The 18,897-nt window shown below is 63.3% G+C and carries 17 protein-coding genes; 11 read left to right on the top strand and 6 right to left on the bottom strand.

Going from position 1 to position 18,897, the window contains the following annotated elements:
• The first annotated feature begins 28 nt into the window (after positions 1–28).
• The 7 genes from FNB15_RS01875 (at position 29) to FNB15_RS01845 (ending at position 6,059) form a co-directional block, all read left to right on the top strand.
• Complete coding sequence (locus tag FNB15_RS01875; protein ID WP_144067084.1) at positions 29–634, top strand: LysE family translocator; 606 nt, start codon at positions 29–31, stop codon at positions 632–634.
• Positions 635–642: 8 nt separating this feature from the next.
• Complete coding sequence (locus FNB15_RS01870; protein WP_144067083.1) at positions 643–1,449, top strand: PhzF family phenazine biosynthesis protein; 807 nt, start codon at positions 643–645, stop codon at positions 1,447–1,449.
• A 119-nt stretch (positions 1,450–1,568) separates the two neighbouring features.
• Positions 1,569–2,054, top strand: a complete 486-nt coding sequence (locus FNB15_RS01865) for a GNAT family N-acetyltransferase (RefSeq protein WP_144067082.1) — start codon at positions 1,569–1,571, stop codon at positions 2,052–2,054.
• Positions 2,055–2,109: 55 nt separating this feature from the next.
• A complete protein-coding gene (locus FNB15_RS01860) occupies positions 2,110–2,964 on the top strand; it encodes a crotonase/enoyl-CoA hydratase family protein (RefSeq protein WP_144067081.1) in 855 nt (284 codons plus the stop codon).
• Entirely contained in the window at positions 2,954–3,604 is a 651-nt protein-coding gene (locus tag FNB15_RS01855; RefSeq protein WP_185973676.1) for a TetR/AcrR family transcriptional regulator, read from the top strand. The genes FNB15_RS01860 and FNB15_RS01855 overlap by 11 nt, the downstream gene beginning before the upstream one ends.
• A gap of 81 nt (positions 3,605–3,685) precedes the next feature.
• The gene (locus tag FNB15_RS01850) at positions 3,686–5,050 is read left to right on the top strand and encodes a thioesterase family protein (protein ID WP_144067079.1); all 1,365 of its coding nucleotides are present in this window, start codon (positions 3,686–3,688) and stop codon (positions 5,048–5,050) included.
• A 70-nt stretch (positions 5,051–5,120) separates the two neighbouring features.
• Positions 5,121–6,059, top strand: a complete 939-nt coding sequence (locus tag FNB15_RS01845; protein WP_144067078.1) for an AEC family transporter — start codon at positions 5,121–5,123, stop codon at positions 6,057–6,059.
• Here FNB15_RS01845 and kynA read toward each other — a convergent pair.
• The gene (gene kynA / locus FNB15_RS01840; protein WP_144067077.1) at positions 6,056–6,874 is read right to left on the bottom strand and encodes a tryptophan 2,3-dioxygenase; all 819 of its coding nucleotides are present in this window, start codon (positions 6,872–6,874) and stop codon (positions 6,056–6,058) included. The genes FNB15_RS01845 and kynA overlap by 4 nt on opposite strands.
• A gap of 62 nt (positions 6,875–6,936) precedes the next feature.
• On the opposite strand from kynA, the gene FNB15_RS01835 reads away from it, so the two are divergent.
• Positions 6,937–8,091, top strand: a complete 1,155-nt coding sequence (locus FNB15_RS01835) for an aminotransferase class V-fold PLP-dependent enzyme (protein WP_144067076.1) — start codon at positions 6,937–6,939, stop codon at positions 8,089–8,091.
• On the opposite strand, the gene FNB15_RS01830 is transcribed toward FNB15_RS01835, so the two are convergent.
• Positions 8,079–8,873, bottom strand: coding sequence for a class II aldolase/adducin family protein (locus tag FNB15_RS01830; protein ID WP_144067075.1), 795 nt, complete (start codon positions 8,871–8,873; stop codon positions 8,079–8,081). The two genes, FNB15_RS01835 and FNB15_RS01830, sit on opposite strands and share 13 nt — an antisense overlap.
• Before the next feature lie 253 nt (positions 8,874–9,126).
• Between FNB15_RS01830 and FNB15_RS01825 the strand changes: the two genes are divergently transcribed.
• From FNB15_RS01825 to FNB15_RS01815, 3 genes are all read left to right on the top strand, one after another.
• Positions 9,127–10,269, top strand: a complete 1,143-nt coding sequence (locus tag FNB15_RS01825) for a TRAP transporter substrate-binding protein (protein WP_144067074.1) — start codon at positions 9,127–9,129, stop codon at positions 10,267–10,269.
• A 108-nt stretch (positions 10,270–10,377) separates the two neighbouring features.
• Positions 10,378–10,968, top strand: coding sequence for a TRAP transporter small permease subunit (locus FNB15_RS01820; RefSeq protein ID WP_144067073.1), 591 nt, complete (start codon positions 10,378–10,380; stop codon positions 10,966–10,968).
• Positions 10,968–12,404 (top strand): TRAP transporter large permease, encoded by a 1,437-nt coding sequence (locus FNB15_RS01815; protein WP_144067072.1) that lies wholly within the window; start codon positions 10,968–10,970, stop codon positions 12,402–12,404. Before FNB15_RS01820 ends, FNB15_RS01815 begins: the two co-directional genes overlap by 1 nt.
• 74 nt (positions 12,405–12,478) lie before the next feature.
• Here FNB15_RS01815 and FNB15_RS01810 read toward each other — a convergent pair whose 3' ends face one another.
• The 4 genes from FNB15_RS01810 to FNB15_RS01795 are packed head-to-tail and all read right to left on the bottom strand — an operon-like array spanning position 12,479 to position 18,896.
• Positions 12,479–14,614 carry a 3-hydroxyacyl-CoA dehydrogenase NAD-binding domain-containing protein gene (locus FNB15_RS01810; RefSeq protein WP_144067071.1) on the bottom strand — a complete coding sequence of 712 codons (2,136 nt, stop codon included), beginning with the start codon at positions 14,612–14,614 and terminating at the stop codon, positions 12,479–12,481.
• Positions 14,615–14,644: 30 nt separating this feature from the next.
• Positions 14,645–15,853 (bottom strand): acetyl-CoA C-acetyltransferase, encoded by a 1,209-nt coding sequence (locus FNB15_RS01805; protein WP_144067070.1) that lies wholly within the window; start codon positions 15,851–15,853, stop codon positions 14,645–14,647.
• Between the two features lie 54 nt (positions 15,854–15,907).
• The gene (locus FNB15_RS01800) at positions 15,908–17,056 is read right to left on the bottom strand and encodes an acyl-CoA dehydrogenase family protein (protein WP_144067069.1); all 1,149 of its coding nucleotides are present in this window, start codon (positions 17,054–17,056) and stop codon (positions 15,908–15,910) included.
• 46 nt (positions 17,057–17,102) lie between these two features.
• A complete protein-coding gene (locus tag FNB15_RS01795; RefSeq protein ID WP_144067068.1) occupies positions 17,103–18,896 on the bottom strand; it encodes an acyl-CoA dehydrogenase C-terminal domain-containing protein in 1,794 nt (597 codons plus the stop codon).
• Position 18,897 lies beyond the last annotated feature (1 nt).

Raw genomic sequence — 18,897 nt, 5'->3', positions numbered from 1 at the left:
GCCGGATACCCTCCTGAAAGAACGCGACATGCCCTTGCAAGCCGAAACCTTCCTGCTGCTGCCGCTCGCGCTCTTCGCCGTGGTCACCTCGATCACGCCCGGCCCCAACAACATCCTGCTGACGGCGTCTGGCGCCAATTTCGGGTTCCGCCGCAGCGTGCCGCATATGCTGGGCATCAGCGCCGGATTTCTTTCGCTCATCCTCGTCACGGGTGTCGGCCTCGGCGCAGTGATTCTCGCCAGCGACTGGCTGCATCAGGGCCTGAAAGCCGTGGGCGCGCTGTATCTGGTCTGGCTCGCCTGGCAGCTGGCGCGCGCCGGCAGCATCGAAAGCCGGGCCGAGATGCGGCCGATGAGGTTTCACGAGGCTGCGCTGTTCCAGTATGTCAATCCGAAAGCCTGGATGATGGCTGTCGGCGCCGTTGCCGCCTTCACCACGCCGGGTGGCCATTACGGCATGGAAGTTGCGCTGATCGCGCTGATCTTCACCGTCATCAACCTGCCCTGCGTGTCGCTCTGGGCGCTGTTCGGCGTCGGCATCGGGCGCTTCCTGAACGATGCGCGTGCGCGCACCATTTTCAATTTCACCATGGCCGGTCTGACGCTGCTGTCAGCCGTGCTGCTCTATCTCTGAGGCCCGCCATGCAACTGCCGCTTTATCAGGTCGATGCCTTCGCCGATGCAGTGTTCAAGGGCAATCCTGCTGCCGTGATGCCGCTGGACAGCTGGTTGCCGGATGCGACCATGCAGGCGCTGGCAGCCGAGAACAATCTGGCCGAGACGGCATTCTTCGTGCCGCAGAAGGGCGGGCTGGGCGAAGACGGCTTCGGGCTGCGCTGGTTCACGCCGGAAGTCGAAATCGATCTCTGCGGTCATGCCACGCTGGCTTCGGCCTGGGTGCTGTTCAACAAGCTTGAGCGCGGCCGCGACCGCGTCGATTTCTTCACCAAGAGCGGGACGCTGACGGTGACGCAGCAGGGCGAGAGCGGCCGGCTGATGCTGGATTTCCCGGCGCGGCCTGCACAGCGCGTACAGCCCTGCGCCGGCCTGATCGAGGCGCTGGGCGCCGAGCCCGCCGAGATCCTGGGCGCGCGCGACTATCTGCTGGTCTACGACAATGCCGCCACCGTACGTGCGCTGAAGCCCGACATGAACGGGCTGATGGAGATCGACAAGTTCGCGGTGATGGTGACGGCGCCGGGCGACCGGCCGGGCATCGACTGCGTCTCGCGCTTTTTCGCGCCGGCCAAGGGCATTCCGGAAGATCCTGTTACCGGCTCGGCCCACTGCACCATCGTGCCTTACTGGGCCAAACGGCTCGGCAAAAGCGAGATCGTGGCCTACCAGGCCTCGAAACGCGGCGGCACGCTGTACTGCAGGCTGAAGGGCGAGCGCGTCTTCATGGCCGGCAGCTGCAAGCCCTTCCTGGAGGGCACCGTCACGCTGTGATGAAGGACCGGATTTCGTTTCGGCGGTTGCCCCGATAACCGCCGGAAGGCCGGCGCAAGCCGGCCGGGCGCGGCATCAATCCCTGTTGTGTGCCGCGCCCTTTTCTTTTCTGATGGGGCATGACCAACTCAGCCCCCGCGCTTTCCATCACCGCCGCTCGCACCCCCGACGACATCGCCGAGGTACGCCGGCTTTTCCAGGCCTATGCGCAGTCGCTGGATTTCAGCCTCTGCTTCCAGGGGTTCGACGAGGAACTGGCCGGTCTGCCCGGTAAATACGCGGCGGGTTCACGCGGCGCCCTGCTGCTGGCCAAGGTGAATGGCGACGCCGTCGGTGTGGTCGGCCTGCGCGGTCTGAATGATGGCATCGCCGAGATGAAGCGGCTTTATATCGACCCCGCGGGGAGGGGCCATAATTTCGGCCGCGCGCTGACCGATGCCGTCCTGGCCGAGGCCCGCCGCTTCGGCTACCGCGCCATCCGGCTGGATACCTTCCCCTCGATGGTGGCGGCCAACCGCATCTACGACACTTTGGGATTTCGCGATATCCCGCCTTATTACGACAATCCGCTGTCTGGGGCGCGCTATCGCGAGCTCGATTTATGAACGTTGTTCATTTTTATGAACAATGATAAGGTTTTCTCCGAAGCAGGAGGAAGCCATGTCCGAGTCAGAGCCTTTCGTACTCTATGAACGCGATGGCCGCATCGCCCGCATCACGCTGAACCGGCCCGAGCATCTCAACGCCATCCACGAAACCACGCCGGACCTGCTGCGCGCCGCCGTCGAGCGCGCCAACCAGGACGACAATGTGCATGTGATCCTGCTGAGCGGGGCGGGGCGCGCCTTCTGCGCCGGCTACGACCTGAAGGAGTATGCCGAGGCGCCGCGCCCGGTGAAGGGCAGCCAGGACATGCCCTGGGACCCGCTGGTTGATTACCAGTGGATGCGGCATTCCACCGACTGCTTCTTCAGCCTGTGGCGTTCGCTCAAGCCCGTGGTGGCCAAGATCCACGGCTATGCGGTGGCGGGCGGCAGCGACATCGCGCTGTGCTGCGACCTCGTCGTGATGGCCGAGGATGCCAAGATCGGCTATCCGCCGGCGCGCATCTGGGGCTGTCCGACCACGGCGATGTGGGTCTATCGCCTGGGCGCCGAGAAGGCCAAGCGCATGCTCCTGACCGGCGACCTGATCGACGGCAAGACAGCAAAAGACTACGGCTTGGTGATCGATACCGTGCCGGCCGACCAGCTGGATGCCCATGTCGAGGCACTGGTGGCGCGCATTGCCAGCGTGCCGAAGAATCAGCTGATGATGCAGAAGCTGATGGTGAATCAGGCCTATGACAATATGGGGCTGAATTCGACGCAGACGCTGGCGACGCTGTTCGATGGCATCACCCGGCATTCACCCGAGGGCGTCGCCTTCAAGGCGCGCTGCGAGCAGGTCGGCTTCAAGGCCGCCGTGAAGGAACGCGATGGCGGCGATCCGCTGGCGTGGAAAAATGCCCGCTGAGGTCATCGAGAAAAAGGCCGTCGATAAGAAGGCTGGCCGGCGCGAGGCCGTCCGCGCCTTCAAGCGCGAGGCGATCCTGCAGGCGGCGCGCAAGATTTTCGCCCGCGACGGCCTGGATGGCGCGACCTTGCGCGCCATCGCCACCGAAGCCGGAATCGCCGTCGGCACGGTCTATCTGCATTATCCGGCGAAAGAGGCGCTCTATGCCGAACTGCTGGCAGGTTCGCTCGCCGAGCTGCAGAAGCACCTGCGCGATGCCGTCGCCAAAGCGGTAGCACATGAGCAGCTGATGGCGGGCGCGCTGGCGTTTTATGACTTCTACCGTCAACGCCCCGATGACCTCTATCTCGGGCTTTATCTGGGGCAGGGCTTCCAGCCGACTGGCCTGACGCCTGAACTGGATCGTCTGCTCAACGGCCGTCTGATCCAGTGCTACACAGTGCTGAGCGATGCCATGCGCCACATCGCTCCGGTGGAAGCGGAAAACCTGCGGGCGGAAACGGTTTCCCTTGCGGCAGCCACCGGCGGGGCGCTGATGCTGGAAACCACCGGGCGACTGAAAATCCTCGGCGATACCGGCGAGGCGGTGGTGCGTCGTCATGTCGAGGCGCTGGTTCAAAGATTGCGTGGTCGCGCCTGAGGCGCGAACGGTTGCGCACTGTGCGCTGAGGCGCGAACATAGGCCGCTCCACTCCACAGCTTCATCCAGAGAGACTTTACCTTGAGCAATTTCCGCGAAACCTTCCGCGGCTCGGTCGCCGCCTGGGAATGCGATCAGTACGGCCATATGAACGTGCAGTTCTACACCGCGCGCATCAGCGATGCGGCAGCCAGCGTGATGCTGGCGGCCAATTTCGGACAGAAGGCCTTCAAGGAACTGAAGCTCGGCATCGCCGCAGTGAATGCCGAGACGCGCTTCGTCTCCGAGCTGCATGCAGGCGACCTGATCCGCATGGAAAGCGGCGTCACGCTGGCCGAAGGCAAGAAGATCAAGTTCCATCATCGCGTCTACAATGCCGAGACCGGCGCGCTCTGCATGCAGGCTGATGTGCTGGCGCTGTGTTTCGATCTGGTGCAGCGCAAGTCCGTGCCGCTGCCGGCCGATCTGGAAGAGGGCTTCAAAACCGTGCGTGTCGATGCTGCCGCGCCGGCGCAGCAGGTGGCGATCCCCCCGGTCGAGGATGGCTTTGTGCCCACGGGGCGTTCGCCGGTGCAGCCCTGGGAATGCGACCGCATGGGGCATCTGAACGTGCAGTTCTATCTCTCGCGCTTCGCCGAGGCCGAGAAGCAGCTGTTGCTGGCGCTGGGCTATGGTCCGACGCGGCGTCAGGCCGACAAGGTGGCCGTGCGCCCGCTGAAGCACCGCATCCAGTTCAAGCGTGAGAATCACGAAGGCGCCGTGCTGCGGGCGCGCAGCGGTATCCGCGAGGTCGCCGCTGACCGGCTGTTCCTGTATCACGAACTTTACGAGGCCGAGACGAACACACTGTCTGCCACCTGTGAAGCGGAAGTGATCCTGGATCGCCTGGATGGCACTGGCCCGCTGGCCCTGCCGGCCGACGTATGTACGGCTGCCGATGCGCTGGCTGTGCTGCTGAAAGCGCCGCCGCCGCCCGCGCCGCATGGCGGCGTGCCGGTGCCGGATGCGCCGGTAGCCGGCATGTATGAGACCGCGCGCGGCGGCGTCGACCGCTGGGAGGCGGAAGAGACCGGCCGCATGGCGACGCGTTTCTACATGGGCTGCTTCTCGCAGGCGGCGGGCAATATGCTGGCCGGCGGCGACCTGACGGCCGACAAGATGCGCGAGCATAACATCGGCTCGGCGGCACTGGATTACACCATCGACTATTTCCAGCCGCTGCGGATCGGCGATGCCTATTACGCCCGCACCGGCATGCTGGAACTGCGGGAAAAGACCTGGCGCTTTTTCCATTTCATGCTCGACAGCAACACAAACCAGCCGGTGGCGCGCGCCGAGGTGGTGGCCGTGCTGTTCGACCTCAAGGCCCGCAAGTCGATCGTGATGCCCGAGATGGTGCGCGCGGCGTTTTCCAAGCGGCTGGTGCAGGCGCAGCCGGCGGAATGAGCGTGGATAACCCATAAATCTTTCGGGTCCCCGCTTTCGCGGGGACGGCGTTTGTGGCTGACTGCCGGCCATGGGAACGCTGCTCAACGTCTCGCTGCCATTCTTCGGGCTGATCTTTATCGGCTATGCCGCCGGCTGGACCCGCATCATCACGGCGCAGGCCTATCTTGGCCTGAATGCCTTCGTGATCTGGTTCGCCCTGCCGGCCATGCTGTTCATCAAGATGGCGCAGGCGCCGGTGTTCGAGGCCTTCGACTGGAAATTCGTCGCCGCCTACAGCGGCGGCGGCCTGATTGCCTATGCCTTCACGGTGGGGCTCAGCCGCCTGCTGTTCGCCATCAACTGGGGCGAACGCGCCGTGCAGGGCATGTCCTCCAGCTTCGGCAATGTCGGCTTCATGGGGCTACCGATTCTGGTGACCCTGTTCGGCGATGCCGCCGTGCTGCCGGCCGTGCTGATCATCGTGTTCGACCATGTGCTGCTGATTCCGCTGACCACGGCACTGATCGAAGGCTCGAATGGCGGCAATGCGTCGCTGCCGGCAATCTTCAAGCGCGTCGCCATCGGCATGTCGCGCAATCCGCTGATCATCTCGACCTTTGCCGGCCTGCTCTGGGGCCTGACGGGCCTGAACCTGCTCACGCCGGTGGAAACCCTGCTCAACCTGCTGGCCAATGCCTCGGCGCCCTGCGCCCTGTTCGCACTCGGCCTCACGCTGGTCGGAAGACCGATTTCAGAGGGCCTGGAGCAGGTGTCGCTGGCCGCTATCGGCAAGCTGGCGATTCATCCGCTCGTGGTCTGGATGCTGGCGGCCTATGTGCTGAAGCTGGATGCTTTCCTCACGGCGGTGGCGGTGATCCAGGCCTCGATGCCGACCGCGGCGAATGTCTACATCCTCGCCACGCAGCAGAACACCTATGTGCAGCGGGCGTCCTCGACGATCCTGGTGACCACCGTGATCGCCACCATCACGGTGTCGGCGTTCATGGTGCTGTTCACGGCGTATTAGAGCTTGGTCCGCACTGACCACAATTCCGGGAAGAAACTGCGTTCCAGCGCCTGCCGCAGGTAGGCCACGCCGGCGCTGCCGCCGGTGCCCTGCCGCATGCCGATAATGCGTTCCACCGTCTTCATGTGGCGGAAGCGCCACTGCTGGAAGCTGTCTTCCACATCGACCAGTTCCTCGGCCAGTTCGTAGAGATCGAAATGGGTTTCGGACTCGCGATAGATCAGCCCCCAGACGTCTTCCACGCGGCTGTCGGCCTGGTGCGGCGCCGTTACGTCGCGTTGCAGGATATCGGCCGGGACGGGCAGGCCGCGACGCGCCAGCAGGCGCAGGGCCTCGTCATACAGGCTCGGCGCGTTGAAGGCGGCCTCCAGCGGTTCGTAGATGTCGGGGCGGTGTTTGTGCGGTTTCAGCATCAGCGGGTTCTTGGCACCGAGCTTGAATTCGATCTGGCGATACTGCCAGGACTGGAAACCCGACGACGACCCCAGCGAGGGGCGGAAGCGCAGGTAATCCGCCGGCGTCATGGTGCTCAGCACATCCCAGGCCTGGATCAGCTGGACCTGGATGCGCGACACGCGCGACAGGCATTTGAAGCTGGGGCCCAGCTCATCGGCCCGGATATGGCGGATCGCCATATCGAGTTCGCTGTTCAGCAGCTTCATCCACAATTCCTGGACCTGGTGGATGGTGATGAACAGCAGCTCGTCCTGCTCGCCCGACAGCGGCTGCTGCGCCGACAGCAGGGTGTCGAGCCGCAGATAATCGCCATAGCTCATGCGGTCGGAGAAATCGGTCTGGATGCCGTCGGTCGTCATGGGCTTGCTCCCGGCGATGCTTTAAATCTAAAGTATCACGACCGCCCGGCAGAGCAAACAGCATGACGATCCTCGATCTGAAACGGCAGTTCTCGCGTTTTCTCACCAGTGAGCCTGACCGGCTGCATTTTGCCGCGCACAGCCATTCCTGCTGGCCCGATGCCAGCCAGGCCGGGCAGCAGCAGGCCTGGGAAGACGCCGCAAAGCTGATCGACGGCAAATGGGGGCATGTGCTGGGTGCGGTGCTGCCCGGGGCGCAGGGCCATGTCGCGCGGCAGCTCAATCTGCCCGATCCGGAAAGCGTGGTCTTCGCGCCCAACACGCATGAACTGGTGACGCGGCTGCTGTCCTGCTTTCCGGCCGGCCAGCCGATCCGGCTGCTGACCAGCGACAGCGAATTCCATTCCTTCGCGCGGCAGGTTGCGCGCATGGAGGAAGACGGCCTGGTGCAGGCGACGCGGATTCCGGTCGCGCCCTTCGATACATTCGCGGCGCGCTTTGCCGCGGCTGCCAAAGCTGGCGGTTTCGACCTGATCTTTGTCAGTCAGGTCTTTTTCAATTCCGGTTTCGCCGTGGAGGATTTCAGCGGGATCGCAGCTGCGGCCGGCGAAGCCATGCTGGCGGTCGATGGCTATCACGCCTTCATGGCGCGGCCGGTCGACTGGTCGAGGCTGGCGTCGCGCGCCTTCTACATTGCCGGCGGCTACAAATACGCCATGGCAGGCGAGGGGGCGGCCTTCATGCATTGCCCGCCGGGCTGGGGCGAGCGGCCGCGCAATACCGGCTGGTATGCCGCTTTCGGCGCGCTGTCGGCGGCGCAGGACAGCCGCACGGCCTATGCCGAGACCGGCTGGCGCTTCATGGGCTCGACCTTCGATCCGTCCGGGCTGTATCGCTTCAACGCGGTGCAGGACTGGCTGGAGCGCGACGGCGTGACCGTGGCGATGATTCATGCGCATGTGCGCGCCCTGCAGGATCGCTTCACGGCGGCATTGCCGGTGGGTCCGCTGACAGCCGCGCAGCTGGTGGTGCCGCAGGATCAGCCGCGCGGCAACTTCCTCACCTTCGAGCTTGAGAATGCCGCAGTCGTGCAGCAGCGGCTGGCGGCGCGGAAGGTCGTGACCGATTATCGCGGCACGCGCCTGCGCATCGGCTTCGGCCTGTATCACACTGCCGCAGATGTCGATGCGCTGCTGGAGCGCATTCAGGACTTATAAGACGCGTCCTTCGCATCCAGCATGCGCAGCAGGCCGCCCCAGGCCAGTCCGCTGACATCAATCTTCGAGCCGCGCACCTGCGCCTTCACCAGTTCCGGCACGCCGACCGGCGTGGGGTGCAGTTTCGTGCCGCCGGCCAGCGTCTTGATCTGCGCCTGACAGGCGCGCTCGAGCAGATGGATATTGAGGAAGGCCGAGGCGACGGTTTTGCCGCAGGCCAGCGTGCCATGCTGGCGCAGGATCATCAGGTTGTTCATGCCGAGATCGGCGACCAGCCGCTCGCGCTCGTCCAGATTGAGCGCGATGCCTTCGTATTCGTGGTAGCTCAGCATGCTCAGCGCGATCATCGCGGTCTGGCTCAAGGGCAGCAGCCCGTCGGCCTGGGCCGAAACGGCGATGCCATCGCTTGTATGCAAATGAATCACGCAGCCGACATCGTGGCGCGCCGCATGGATGGCGGAATGGATGGTGAAGCCGGCCGGATTGATGATGTTGTCGGTGGGCGAGACGATATTACCCTCAAGGTCTACCTTCACCAGCGACGAAGCAGTGATCTCGTGGAACATCCAGCCATAGGGATTGATCAGGAAATGCTCGTCCGGTCCCGGCACGCGGGCGGAAATATGCGTGAAAATCAGGTCATCCCAGTCGTAATGTGCCACCAGGCGATAGGCTGCGGCCAGGTCGGTGCGGACCTGCCATTCTTCGGCACTCACCTGTGTGCGGATATCGGCCCCAGACTTAAGCGCATTGGGCTTGAGCGCAGCGGCGGGCGGTGTCATGGCGATCCTCCGAGTATTTTCTTATTGGACTTAAGTCTGAGGCCAAATGGTCCGTCCCGTCAAATTGGTTCGTACGCGCCAAACCGCGACTTTGCGCGCCCGTGCACGAAATTGTGCAATGCGGGGCGTAACTTCCGGATAAAATTCCGCTTGCTCCGCACAACGTATACGACCAATGATGGCGGCGCTCGAATTTTACATTTTCGATTCAAAACATAGCCGGAAACCGGCGAAACATCCCTGGGAGGATATAATGACCGAGCGTAAAGACACCCCCATTGCGTCCAAGACGTCCGGGCGTCGCCAGTTCCTGCGCGGGGCCGGCGTTGCCGGTGCCGCTGCCGTTGCCACCGTGGCGATGCCGCAGGTGTCGCGCGCCCAGACGGTGACCCTGAAGTATCAGTCGACCTGGCCGACCAAGGACATCTTCCACGAGATGGCCACCGACTTCGCCACCCGCGTCAACGAGCTGTCGGGCGGCCGCCTGAAGCTCGATGTGCTGGCCGCCGGTTCGGTGGTGCCCGCCTTCGGCATGCAGGATGCCGTGCATAGCGGCGTGCTGGATGCCGGCCATGGCGTGTCGGCCTACTGGTATGGCAAGCACAAGGCCTTTTCGCTGTTCGGCACTGTGCCGCCGTTCGGCTGGGACGCCAACGGCGTGATGGCCTGGATGAACTACGGTGGCGGCTACAAGTTCTACAACGAGCTGATGCACGACATCCTGAAGCTCAACCTGGTCGGCTTCATGTCGGGTCCGATGCCGGCTCAGCCGCTCGGCTGGTTCAAGAAGGAAATCAAGACAGCTGACGACCTGAAGGGCATGAAGTACCGCACGGTCGGTCTTTCGGCCGATGTGTTCAAGGAAATGGGCGCAGCCGTCACCATCGTGGCCGGCGGTGAAATCGTTCCGGCGATGGATCGTGGCCTGCTGGACGGCGCGGAATTCAACAACCCGTCGTCCGACCGCGTGCTGGGCTTCCCGGACGTTTCGAAGGTCTACATGCTGCAGAGCTATCACCAGGCAGCCGAGATGTTCGAAATCCTGTTCAACAAGACCAAGTATGATGCCCTGCCGGCCGAGCAGAAGCAGATCCTGAAATACGCTGCCGAGGCGTCTTCCGCCGACATGTCGTGGAAAGCGCTCGACCGCTATTCGAAGGATCTGGCCGAGATGCAGGCCAAGGACAAGGTCCGCGTCTTCCGCACGCCGCGCGCGGTGCAGGAAGCGCAGCTGAAGGCCTGGGACGTGGTGCTGAAGGCGCAGAACGAGGAAGCCTTCTTCGCGAAGGTCATCAAGTCGCAACAGGACTGGGTGCGCCGTACGGTGCGCTACGAACTGCTGAACAACCCGAGCAAGGAAATGGCCTACAACCATTTCTTCAATCGCAAGGGCTAAGGCGAAAACACTCAGAGTGTTTGCGGGAACCGCCGGGAGACCGGCGGTTCCCGTCGTTTAAGTGGGACTTGCGTAAACAACATATAAATACGCGGAACAGGGACGCGCATGGATAATCGTCTGGTTTTCTGGATCGACACGATCAACACCTGGCTCGGCAAGGCCTTCGGCTGGTGCATTCTGCTGCTGACGGCAGCCACGAGTTACGAGGTCTTCGCCCGCTATGTGCTGGGCGCCCCGACCGAGTGGGCGTTCGACGCCGCCTATATCCTCTATGGCACTCTGTTCATGATGGCCGGCGCCTATACGCTGGCGCGCAACGGTCATGTGCGCGGTGACTGGATCTACCGCAGCTGGAAGCCGAGCACGCAGGCCAAGTCGGACCTGGTTCTGTATTTCCTGTTCTTCTTCCCCGGCATCGTCACGATGTTCTATGTCGGCTGGGATTATGCCGCCTATTCCTGGTCGGTGAAGGAACGCAGCCTGTTCACGCCGGCCGGCCCGATCATCTATCCGTTCAAGACCATCATCCCGATTGCCGGCGCCATGCTGATCGCGCAGGGCATCGCCGAGGTCTTGCGCTGTATCTATTGCATCAAACATGGGAACTGGCCGCCACGGCTGGGCGACGTCGAGGAGCTGGAGCAGGTGTTGCAGAAGCAGTACAGCACCGAAGGTGCTAACGGGGAGAAGGCGTGATGACTGATCCCCAGGTTGGCATCCTGATGCTGGTGGTGTTCCTGTTCGTCATCGGTTTCGGGTTCCCCATCGCCTTCACCCTCATGGCCATCGGCGTTGGCTTCGGCTACTACGCCATGGGCAACCACATCTTTGAACTCTTCGTGCAGCGCACCTTCAGTGTCATGGCCAATGACGTACTGATCTCGGTGCCGCTGTTCCTGTTCATGGGCTACATCGTCGAGCGCGCCAATATCCTCGACCGATTGTTCCTGAGTATCGAACTGGCGGCGAAAAACCTGCCCGGCTCGCTGGCGATCGCCACGCTGCTGACCTGCGCGCTGTTCGCCACGGCCACCGGCATCGTCGGTGCGGTGGTAACGCTGATGAGCCTGCTGGCTTTGCCAGCCATGCTGCGCGCCGGCTACGATCCGAAACTGGCGGCCGGTGTGGTCTGCGCCGGCGGCTGTCTCGGCATCCTGATCCCGCCCAGCGTGCTGCTGATTCTCTACGGCGCCACGGCCGGCGTGTCGGTGGTCAAGCTTTATGCCGGCGCCTTCCTGCCCGGCCTGATGCTGGCCGGCCTGTATGTCTCATATGTGGTCTTCCGCGCCATCGCCAATCCGGCACTGGCGCCCAAGCCGCCGAAGGAAATCCTGGATGTACCGCTGCCAAAGGTGCTCTGGGCGCTGGCTACGTCCTTCCTGCCGCTGGCGGCACTGATCTTCACCGTGCTGGGCGCCATCCTGTTCGGTCTGGCGACGCCGACCGAAGCCGCAGCCGTGGGTGCGGCCGGTGCTATCGTGCTGGCGATTGCCTATCGCAGCTTCAGCTTCGCCAAGCTGACCGAATCGGTCTACCTGACCGCGCGGTCGGCGGCGATGGTTTGCTGGCTGTTTGTCGGCTCGGCCACCTTCTCGGCGGTGTTTGCCTATCTCAATGGCCATGAAGTGGTGCGCCAGCTGATCGACTATCTCGATCTGTCCGGCACGCAGTTCATGATCCTGGCCCAGTTCATCATCTTCCTGCTGGGCTGGCCGCTGGAATGGACCGAGATCATCATCATCTTCGTGCCGATCTTCCTGCCGCTGCTGCAGCATTACGGCGTCGATCCGCTGTTCTTCGGCATCCTGGTGGCACTGAACCTGCAGACGTCGTTCCTCACCCCACCGGTGGCGATGGCGGCCTTCTACTGCAAGGGCGTGGCGCCAAAATCGCTGTCGATCGAGGATATTTTCAAGGGCATCTATCCCTTCGTCGGCATGGTGCTGGTGGCGATGGTGCTGCTGTATGTCTTCCCCGAGATCGCACTCTGGCTGCCTGAGCAACTATACGGCGGTGGCGGTGAAACGCCGGCCGGTGCCCTGGAGAGTGGCGGCCAAGGCGGCGGCACCACGCTGTTCGAGCCGGATGCCGAGAGCGCCAGCGAGGGCGAGGTGCCGGCGCCGGCCGACTGACCGGCCGTCGGCGATCTGAACCAACAAAAAAGGGCCGGGGAAACCCGGCCCTTTCTCATTCAGGGTTGGACGCTTCAGATGGCATAGAAGCTCTTACCGCCCGCCGCCATGTCGCGCAGCAGCTTGGGCGGCGTGAAGCGCGCACCATGCTTCTGCGCCAGCGCATCGCATTCGGTCACGAAGGGCTGTACGCCCACGGTGTCGATGTTGCTGACCGTGCCGCCACGGAAGGGCGGGAATCCCCAGCCCATGATCGAGCCGACATCGGCATCGCGCACGTCGATCACGACCTTTTCTTCCAGGCAGCGCGCGGTCTCGACCGACTGGATATAGACCAGCCGCTTGACCACATCCTGAACGTCGGGCTGTTCGGCTTCCGGCTTGACCGGGAAGTGCCTGGACAGCTCGCCCCACAGCTTCTTCTTGCCGTCGGCGGGATACTCGTAGAAGCCCTTGCCGGCTTTCTTGCCGATGCGACCGAGTTTCTCGACCATCGCCTGCAGCACCGGCTCCGAGCCATCCGTCTTGTAGGCGTCGCCGAGGTCTTTCCTGGTCTGCTGACGGACGCGATGCATCAGCTCCATCGACACTTCGTCGGCCAGCGCCAGCGGACCCACCGGCATGCCGGCCATCTTGCCAGCATTCTCGATGATCGCCGGATGCACGCCTTCGGCCAGCATGGTCAGACCTTCGGTCACGTAAGTCGCGAACACGCGGCTGGTGTAGAAGCCACGGCTGTCATTCACCACGATCGGCGTCTTGCGGATCTTCTTCACGAAGTCCATGGCGCGCGCCAGCGTCTCGTCCGAGGTCTGCTTGCCGCGGATGATCTCGACCAGCGGCATCTTGTCGACCGGCGAGAAGAAATGCAGGCCGATGAAGTTGGCCGGCCGGCTGCTGGCTTCGGCCAGCCCGCTGATCGGCAGCGTCGAGGTATTGGAGGCGAAGATGGCATCGGCGGCGATCTGCGCCTCGGCCTTCCTGGTCACATCGGCCTTGATGTTGCGATCCTCGAACACCGCCTCGATGATCAGTTCGCAGCCCTTGAGGTCGTCATACGACGTCGTCGCCTTGATCAGGCCGAGCTGTTTCTCCTTGTCGGCTTCGGTGCCGCGCTTGGACTTGATGCGTTTGTCGAGTAGCGCAGCGCTGTAGGCCTTGCCCTTGTCCGCCGACTCCTGCGTCGAATCCAGCAGAACGACCTGCAGGCCGGCGGCAGAAGCCGACCAGGCGATGCCCGCGCCCATCATGCCGGCGCCGAGGATGCCGACCCTGGTATAGGTCTGGGTCGGCACGTTCTTCGGACGGTTGGCCAGCTTGTTGGCCTCACCGATCGAGAAGAACAGCGAGCGGATCATGTTGCGCGCTTCCTTCGACTGCGTGCAGGCGACGAAATAGCGGCTTTCGATCTTCAGGCCGGTATCGATGTCGACCAGCATGCCCTCGTACACGCAGGACATGATGTACTGGGCGTTCGGATAGTTACCCTGCGTCTTGGCGCGCAGCATGGCATTGCCGGCGGTGAAGACCTGCGCGCCGCGCGGCGTGTTGGCGGCTTCAGGCACGCGGAAACCCTTCTGGTCCCAGGGCTTCACATGGCCGGTCTGGCCGTCGCCCAGGATCCATTCCTTGGCACGCTTGAGCAGGTCGGCCGGCGCGACGACTTCATCGACCATCCCCAATGCCAGAGCGGCCTTGGGATCGACCTTCTTGCCTTCCAGCATCATCGGCAGGGCCTTGGACACGCCAATCAGGCGCGGCAAACGCTGCGTGCCGCCGGCACCTGGCAGCAAGCCGATGGTGGCTTCCGGCAGACCGATCAGGGCCTTCGGGTTGTCGGCGGCGATGCGGCGGTGGCAGGACAGGCAGATTTCATAGCCGCCACCCAGCGCCGTGCCGTTCATCGCGGCGACGAAGGGTTTGCCGGCCTTTTCGATATCGCGGAACAGCTTCTGCAGGTTGAAGCTGTTCTGCAGCGCCTTGGCCGGGTCCTTGGATTCCTTCAGCAGGTTGACCAGGTCGGCGCCAGCGACGAAGTCGTTCTTCGCCGAGGTGACGATCACGCCCTTCACGGCCTTGTCGCCAATCGCCTTGTAGACGGCGTCGCGGAACGCACCGACGCTTTCATTGTTCATCACGTTCATCGGCCGGTCGGCCACATTCCAGACGATGGAGGCGACGCCGTCGCCATCAACGGTGTAATCGATCATTTTCCTACCCGATATCTATATGTGTGGCGCTTAGACGCGCTCGATGATGGTGGCGGTGCCCATGCCGGCGCCGACGCAGAGCGTAACCAGCGCGGTGCTCTTGCCGGTGCGCTCCAGCTCGTCGACCATGGTGCCCAGGATCATCGCGCCGGTCGCACCCAGCGGATGGCCCAGCGCAATGGCGCCGCCGTTCACGTTGATCTTGTCATGCGGGATGTTCAGCGCCTGCATGAAGCGCAGCACCACCGAGGCAAAGGCCTCGTTCAGCTCGAAGAGGTCGATATCCGACGCCGTCATGCCGGCCAGCTTCAGCGCCTTTTCGGCGGCAAAGCTCGGACCGGTCAGCATGATGGTCGGCTCCGAGCCGATGGAGGCGAAGCTGCGGATGCGGGCGCGCGGCTTCAAACCAGTCTTCTGGCCGGCTTCCTTGTTGCCGATCAGCACGGCGGCGGCGCCGTCGACGATCCCTGAGCTATTGCCGGCATGATGCACATGCTCGATACGCTCGACGTCTGGATAGCGCTGGGTGGCGACCGAGTCGAAACCGAACTGCTCGCCCATCACCGCGAAGGACGGATCGAGCGAGGCCAGCGTCTGCATCGTGGTCTCGGGCCGCAGATGCTCGTCGCGATCCAGGATGGTCAGGCCGTTGATGTCCTTGACCGGGATGATCGACTTCTTGAAGCGGCCTTCATCCCAGGAGCGCTTGGCGCGCTTCTGGCTCTCGACTGCGTAGGAGTCGACATCATCGCGGCTGAAGCCGTATTTGGTGGCGATCAGGTCGGCCGAGATGCCCTGCGGCACGAAATAGGTCGAAATCGCCACGGCCGGATCGGTCGCCCAGGCGCCGCCGTCAGACCCCATCGGCACACGGCTCATGCTTTCCACGCCACCGCCGATCGCCATCTGGCTCTGGCCGGACATCACCTGGGCGGCCGCCATGTTGCAGGCTTCGAGCCCTGAAGCACAGAAACGGTTGATCTGCACGCCGGCGGTGGTTTCGGCATAGCCGGACTGGATCACGGCGACGCGGGCGATATCGGCGCCCTGTTCGCCCACCGGCATCACGCAGCCGAGCACCACGTCGTCAACGAGAGAGGTATCCAGATTGTTGCGGTCGCGCACGGCTTCCAGCGCCGTGGTGGCCAGACGCATCGGCGTCACTTCATGCAGCGCGCCGCTTGAGCGGCCCTTGCCGCGCGGTGTGCGCACGGCGTCATAGATGAAGGCTTCGGTCATGGTCTCTCTCCCTTTTTCGTCGTTTACGCCGGATACCCGGATAGTCAAACCCGCTTACAGGGTGCGGCTGATCAATTCCTTCATGATCTCGTTGGTGCCGCCATAGATGCGCTGCACGCGGGCATCGGCATAGGCGCGGGTGATCGGATATTCCCACATGAAGCCGTAGCCGCCGAACAGCTGCAGGCAGCGGTCGAGCAGCTTGCCCTGCAGGTCAGTGGTCCAGTATTTCGCCATCGCCGCGGTGGCGACGTCCAGCTTGTGGTTGGCGACCATCTCGATGCATTTGTCGACGAAGACGCGGGCGATCTGCGTCTCGGTCTTCAGTTCGGCCAGTTCGAACTTGGTGTTCTGGAAATCCAGCACCGATTTGCCGAAGACCTTGCGCTCGCGGGTGTAGTCCACGGTCCACTTCAGCGCGGCTTCGCAGCCAGCCACCGCCATGATGGCGATCTGCAGGCGCTCCCAGGCCAGTTCCTGCATCAAATAGAAGAAGCCCTGGCCTTCGCCGCCCAGCATGTTCTCCGGCGGCACGCGCACATCGGAGAAGAACAGTTCCGACGTATCCTGCGCCTTCATGCCGAGCTTTTCGAGATTGCGGCCCTTGGTGAAGCCCTCGCGGCCGGCTTCGACCAGGAACAGCGAGGTGCCCTTGGCGCCCTGCTTGGGGTCGGTCTTGGTCACGACGATAACCAGGTCGGCATTCTGGCCGTTGGTGATGAAGGTCTTCTGGCCGTTGATGACGAATTCGTTGCCGTCGCGCACGGCCGTGGTCTTGACGCCCTGCAGGTCGGAGCCGGCGCCGGGTTCGGTCATGGCGATCGCGCCGATCACTTCGCCGCTGGCCATCTTGGGCAGCCACTTCTTCTTCTGCTCTTCCGAGCCATAGGCGAGGATATAGGGCGCGACGATATCGGAATGCAGCGAAAAGCCCGGACCGGTGCAGCCGGTATAGGCCTGTTCTTCCATCAGGATCGCCGAATACAGCCGGTCGACGCCGGAGCCGCCGTATTCCTCTGGCATGGTGGCGCAGAGGAAGCCGGCTTCGCCGGCCTTGCGCCAGACGTCCTTCGGCACCACGCCATCCTCTTCCCACTTGGCGTGGTGAGGGACAACCTCGCGTTCGTAGAACTTGCGCGCTGCCTCGCGGAACATCTGGTGGTCTTCGCCATAGATGCTGCGCGGGATGCCGTATTCGGTCATTCGCTTCCTCCGTCCAGACTTGGGCCGCGTCCTGCGCGGTTAGATGTTAGAAATTGGCGGCCTTCAGCATCATGGTGCTTTCCGCACCGGCCTGGATCTTGGCCAGCTGAGCTGCCGTATCGGGCAGCATGCGGTCCATGAAGAAGCGGGCGGTGACCAGCTTGGTCTCGTAGAAGTCCTTGTCGCCGCCGCCTTCGGCCAGCTTCTGCTTGGCCACTTCGGCCATGCGGGCCCACATGAAGCCGAGCGCAACCAGCGCGAAGAGATTGAGGTAATCCCACGAAGCCGCGCCGGCTTCGTCCGGATTCTTCATGCCGCGCTCGCTCACCACCGCGGTCGCGGTCTGCAGGCGGGCAAAGGCCTTGGCCAGCGGCATGACGTAATCCTTGCCGATGCCGGGATCCATCATCTTGTCTTCGATGAAGGCGGAGACCGGATGGAAGAAGCGGCGGGCGAGGCGGCCGATGCCGGTCGGCAGCTTGCGGCCGACGAGATCGAGTGCCTGAATGCCGTTGGCGCCTTCATAGATCATGGCGATACGCGCATCGCGCACGAACTGCTCCATGCCCCATTCGGCGATATAGCCGTGACCGCCATAGACCTGCTGGGCCATGGTGGCGCACTGGTAGCCGTAATCGGTCATATAGGCCTTCACCATCGGGGTGAGGAAGGCCACGAGGTCGTCGGCTTCCTGGCGGCGCTGCTCATCGGGATGTTTGGCGGCGATATCAAGTTCGATGCCGGTCCACAAAGCCAGCGCGCGGCTGCCTTCGGTGAAAGCCTTGATCGTCATCAGCATGCGCCGGATATCCGGATGCACGATGATCGGATCGGCCGGCTTCTCAGGCGCCTTGGTGCCAGTGATCGAGCGGCCCTGCAGGCGGTCGTTGGCATAGGTCAGCGCATTCTGGTAGGCGACCTCGGCCTGGCTCAGGCCCTGCACGCCGACGCCGAGGCGGGCGGCGTTCATCATCACGAACATCGCCTGCATGCCCTTGTGCATCTGGCCGACCAGCCAGCCCTTGGCATTGTCGTAATTCAGCACGCAGGTGGAATTGCCGTGGATGCCCATCTTGTGTTCGATCGAGCCGCAGCTGACGCCATTGCGGGCGCCGAGCGAGCCGTCGTCGTTCACCATGAATTTCGGCACCAGGAACAGGCTGACGCCCTTGATGCCCTCCGGGCCGCCCGGAATCTTGGCCAGCACCAGATGGATGATGTTCTCGGCCATGTCGTGTTCGCCGGCCGAGATGAAGATCTTGGTGCCGGTGATCAGGTAGCTGCCATCCGCCTGCGGCTCGGCCTTGGTGCGCATCAGGCCTAAATCCGTGCCGCAATGCGGCTCGGTCAGGTTCATGGTGCCAGTCCATTTGCCGGACGCCATGTTGGGCAGATACTTGTCCTTCTGCTCTTCCGAGCCGTGCCGCAGCAGCGCCTCATAGGCGCCATGGGTCAGGCCGGGATACATGGCAAAGGCCATGTTGGCCGAGGACTGGATTTCCGCCATGGCGATGCCGAGCACATGCGGCAGGCCCTGGCCGCCGTACTTTTCCTCGGCCGTCAGCGCGCCCCAGCCGGCCTCGCAATATTTCTCGTAGGCTTCCTTGAAGCCGGTCGGCGTGGTGACCACGCCATTCTCCCACTTGCAGCCTTCGAGATCGCCGACGCGGTTCAGCGGCGCGGTGACCTCGCTCATGAACTTGCCGCCTTCTTCCAGCACGGCGTCTACGACGTCGCGGCTGGCATCGGTGAAGCCCAGCTGGTTGCTCATCTTTTCCATCTGCAGTACATCGTGCAGCACGAACTGGAAGTCCTTGATCGGGGCGGTATAGCTCGGCATG

It is taken from the genome of Ferrovibrio terrae, assembly GCF_007197755.1.
Classification (GTDB): domain Bacteria; phylum Pseudomonadota; class Alphaproteobacteria; order Ferrovibrionales; family Ferrovibrionaceae; genus Ferrovibrio; species Ferrovibrio terrae.
This window is presented reverse-complemented; position numbering and strand designations above follow the sequence as displayed.

What these genes read in the sequence shown, in the direction of transcription:
- FNB15_RS01875 (WP_144067084.1), top strand. Translation starts at nt 29, where the DNA reads ATGCCCTTGCAAGCCGAAACCTTCCTGCTGCTGCCGCTCGCGCTCTTC.
- FNB15_RS01870 (WP_144067083.1), top strand. Translation starts at nt 643, where the DNA reads ATGCAACTGCCGCTTTATCAGGTCGATGCCTTCGCCGATGCAGTGTTC.
- FNB15_RS01865 (WP_144067082.1), top strand. Translation starts at nt 1,569, where the DNA reads ATGACCAACTCAGCCCCCGCGCTTTCCATCACCGCCGCTCGCACCCCC.
- FNB15_RS01860 (WP_144067081.1), top strand. Translation starts at nt 2,110, where the DNA reads ATGTCCGAGTCAGAGCCTTTCGTACTCTATGAACGCGATGGCCGCATC.
- FNB15_RS01855 (WP_185973676.1), top strand. Translation starts at nt 2,954, where the DNA reads ATGCCCGCTGAGGTCATCGAGAAAAAGGCCGTCGATAAGAAGGCTGGC.
- FNB15_RS01845 (WP_144067078.1), top strand. Translation starts at nt 5,121, where the DNA reads ATGGGAACGCTGCTCAACGTCTCGCTGCCATTCTTCGGGCTGATCTTT.
- kynA (WP_144067077.1), bottom strand. Translation starts at nt 6,874, where the DNA reads ATGACGACCGACGGCATCCAGACCGATTTCTCCGACCGCATGAGCTAT.
- FNB15_RS01835 (WP_144067076.1), top strand. Translation starts at nt 6,937, where the DNA reads ATGACGATCCTCGATCTGAAACGGCAGTTCTCGCGTTTTCTCACCAGT.
- FNB15_RS01830 (WP_144067075.1), bottom strand. Translation starts at nt 8,873, where the DNA reads ATGACACCGCCCGCCGCTGCGCTCAAGCCCAATGCGCTTAAGTCTGGG.
- FNB15_RS01825 (WP_144067074.1), top strand. Translation starts at nt 9,127, where the DNA reads ATGACCGAGCGTAAAGACACCCCCATTGCGTCCAAGACGTCCGGGCGT.
- FNB15_RS01820 (WP_144067073.1), top strand. Translation starts at nt 10,378, where the DNA reads ATGGATAATCGTCTGGTTTTCTGGATCGACACGATCAACACCTGGCTC.
- FNB15_RS01815 (WP_144067072.1), top strand. Translation starts at nt 10,968, where the DNA reads ATGACTGATCCCCAGGTTGGCATCCTGATGCTGGTGGTGTTCCTGTTC.
- FNB15_RS01810 (WP_144067071.1), bottom strand. Translation starts at nt 14,614, where the DNA reads ATGATCGATTACACCGTTGATGGCGACGGCGTCGCCTCCATCGTCTGG.
- FNB15_RS01805 (WP_144067070.1), bottom strand. Translation starts at nt 15,853, where the DNA reads ATGACCGAAGCCTTCATCTATGACGCCGTGCGCACACCGCGCGGCAAG.
- FNB15_RS01800 (WP_144067069.1), bottom strand. Translation starts at nt 17,056, where the DNA reads ATGACCGAATACGGCATCCCGCGCAGCATCTATGGCGAAGACCACCAG.
- FNB15_RS01795 (WP_144067068.1), bottom strand. Translation starts at nt 18,896, where the DNA reads ATGCCGAGCTATACCGCCCCGATCAAGGACTTCCAGTTCGTGCTGCAC.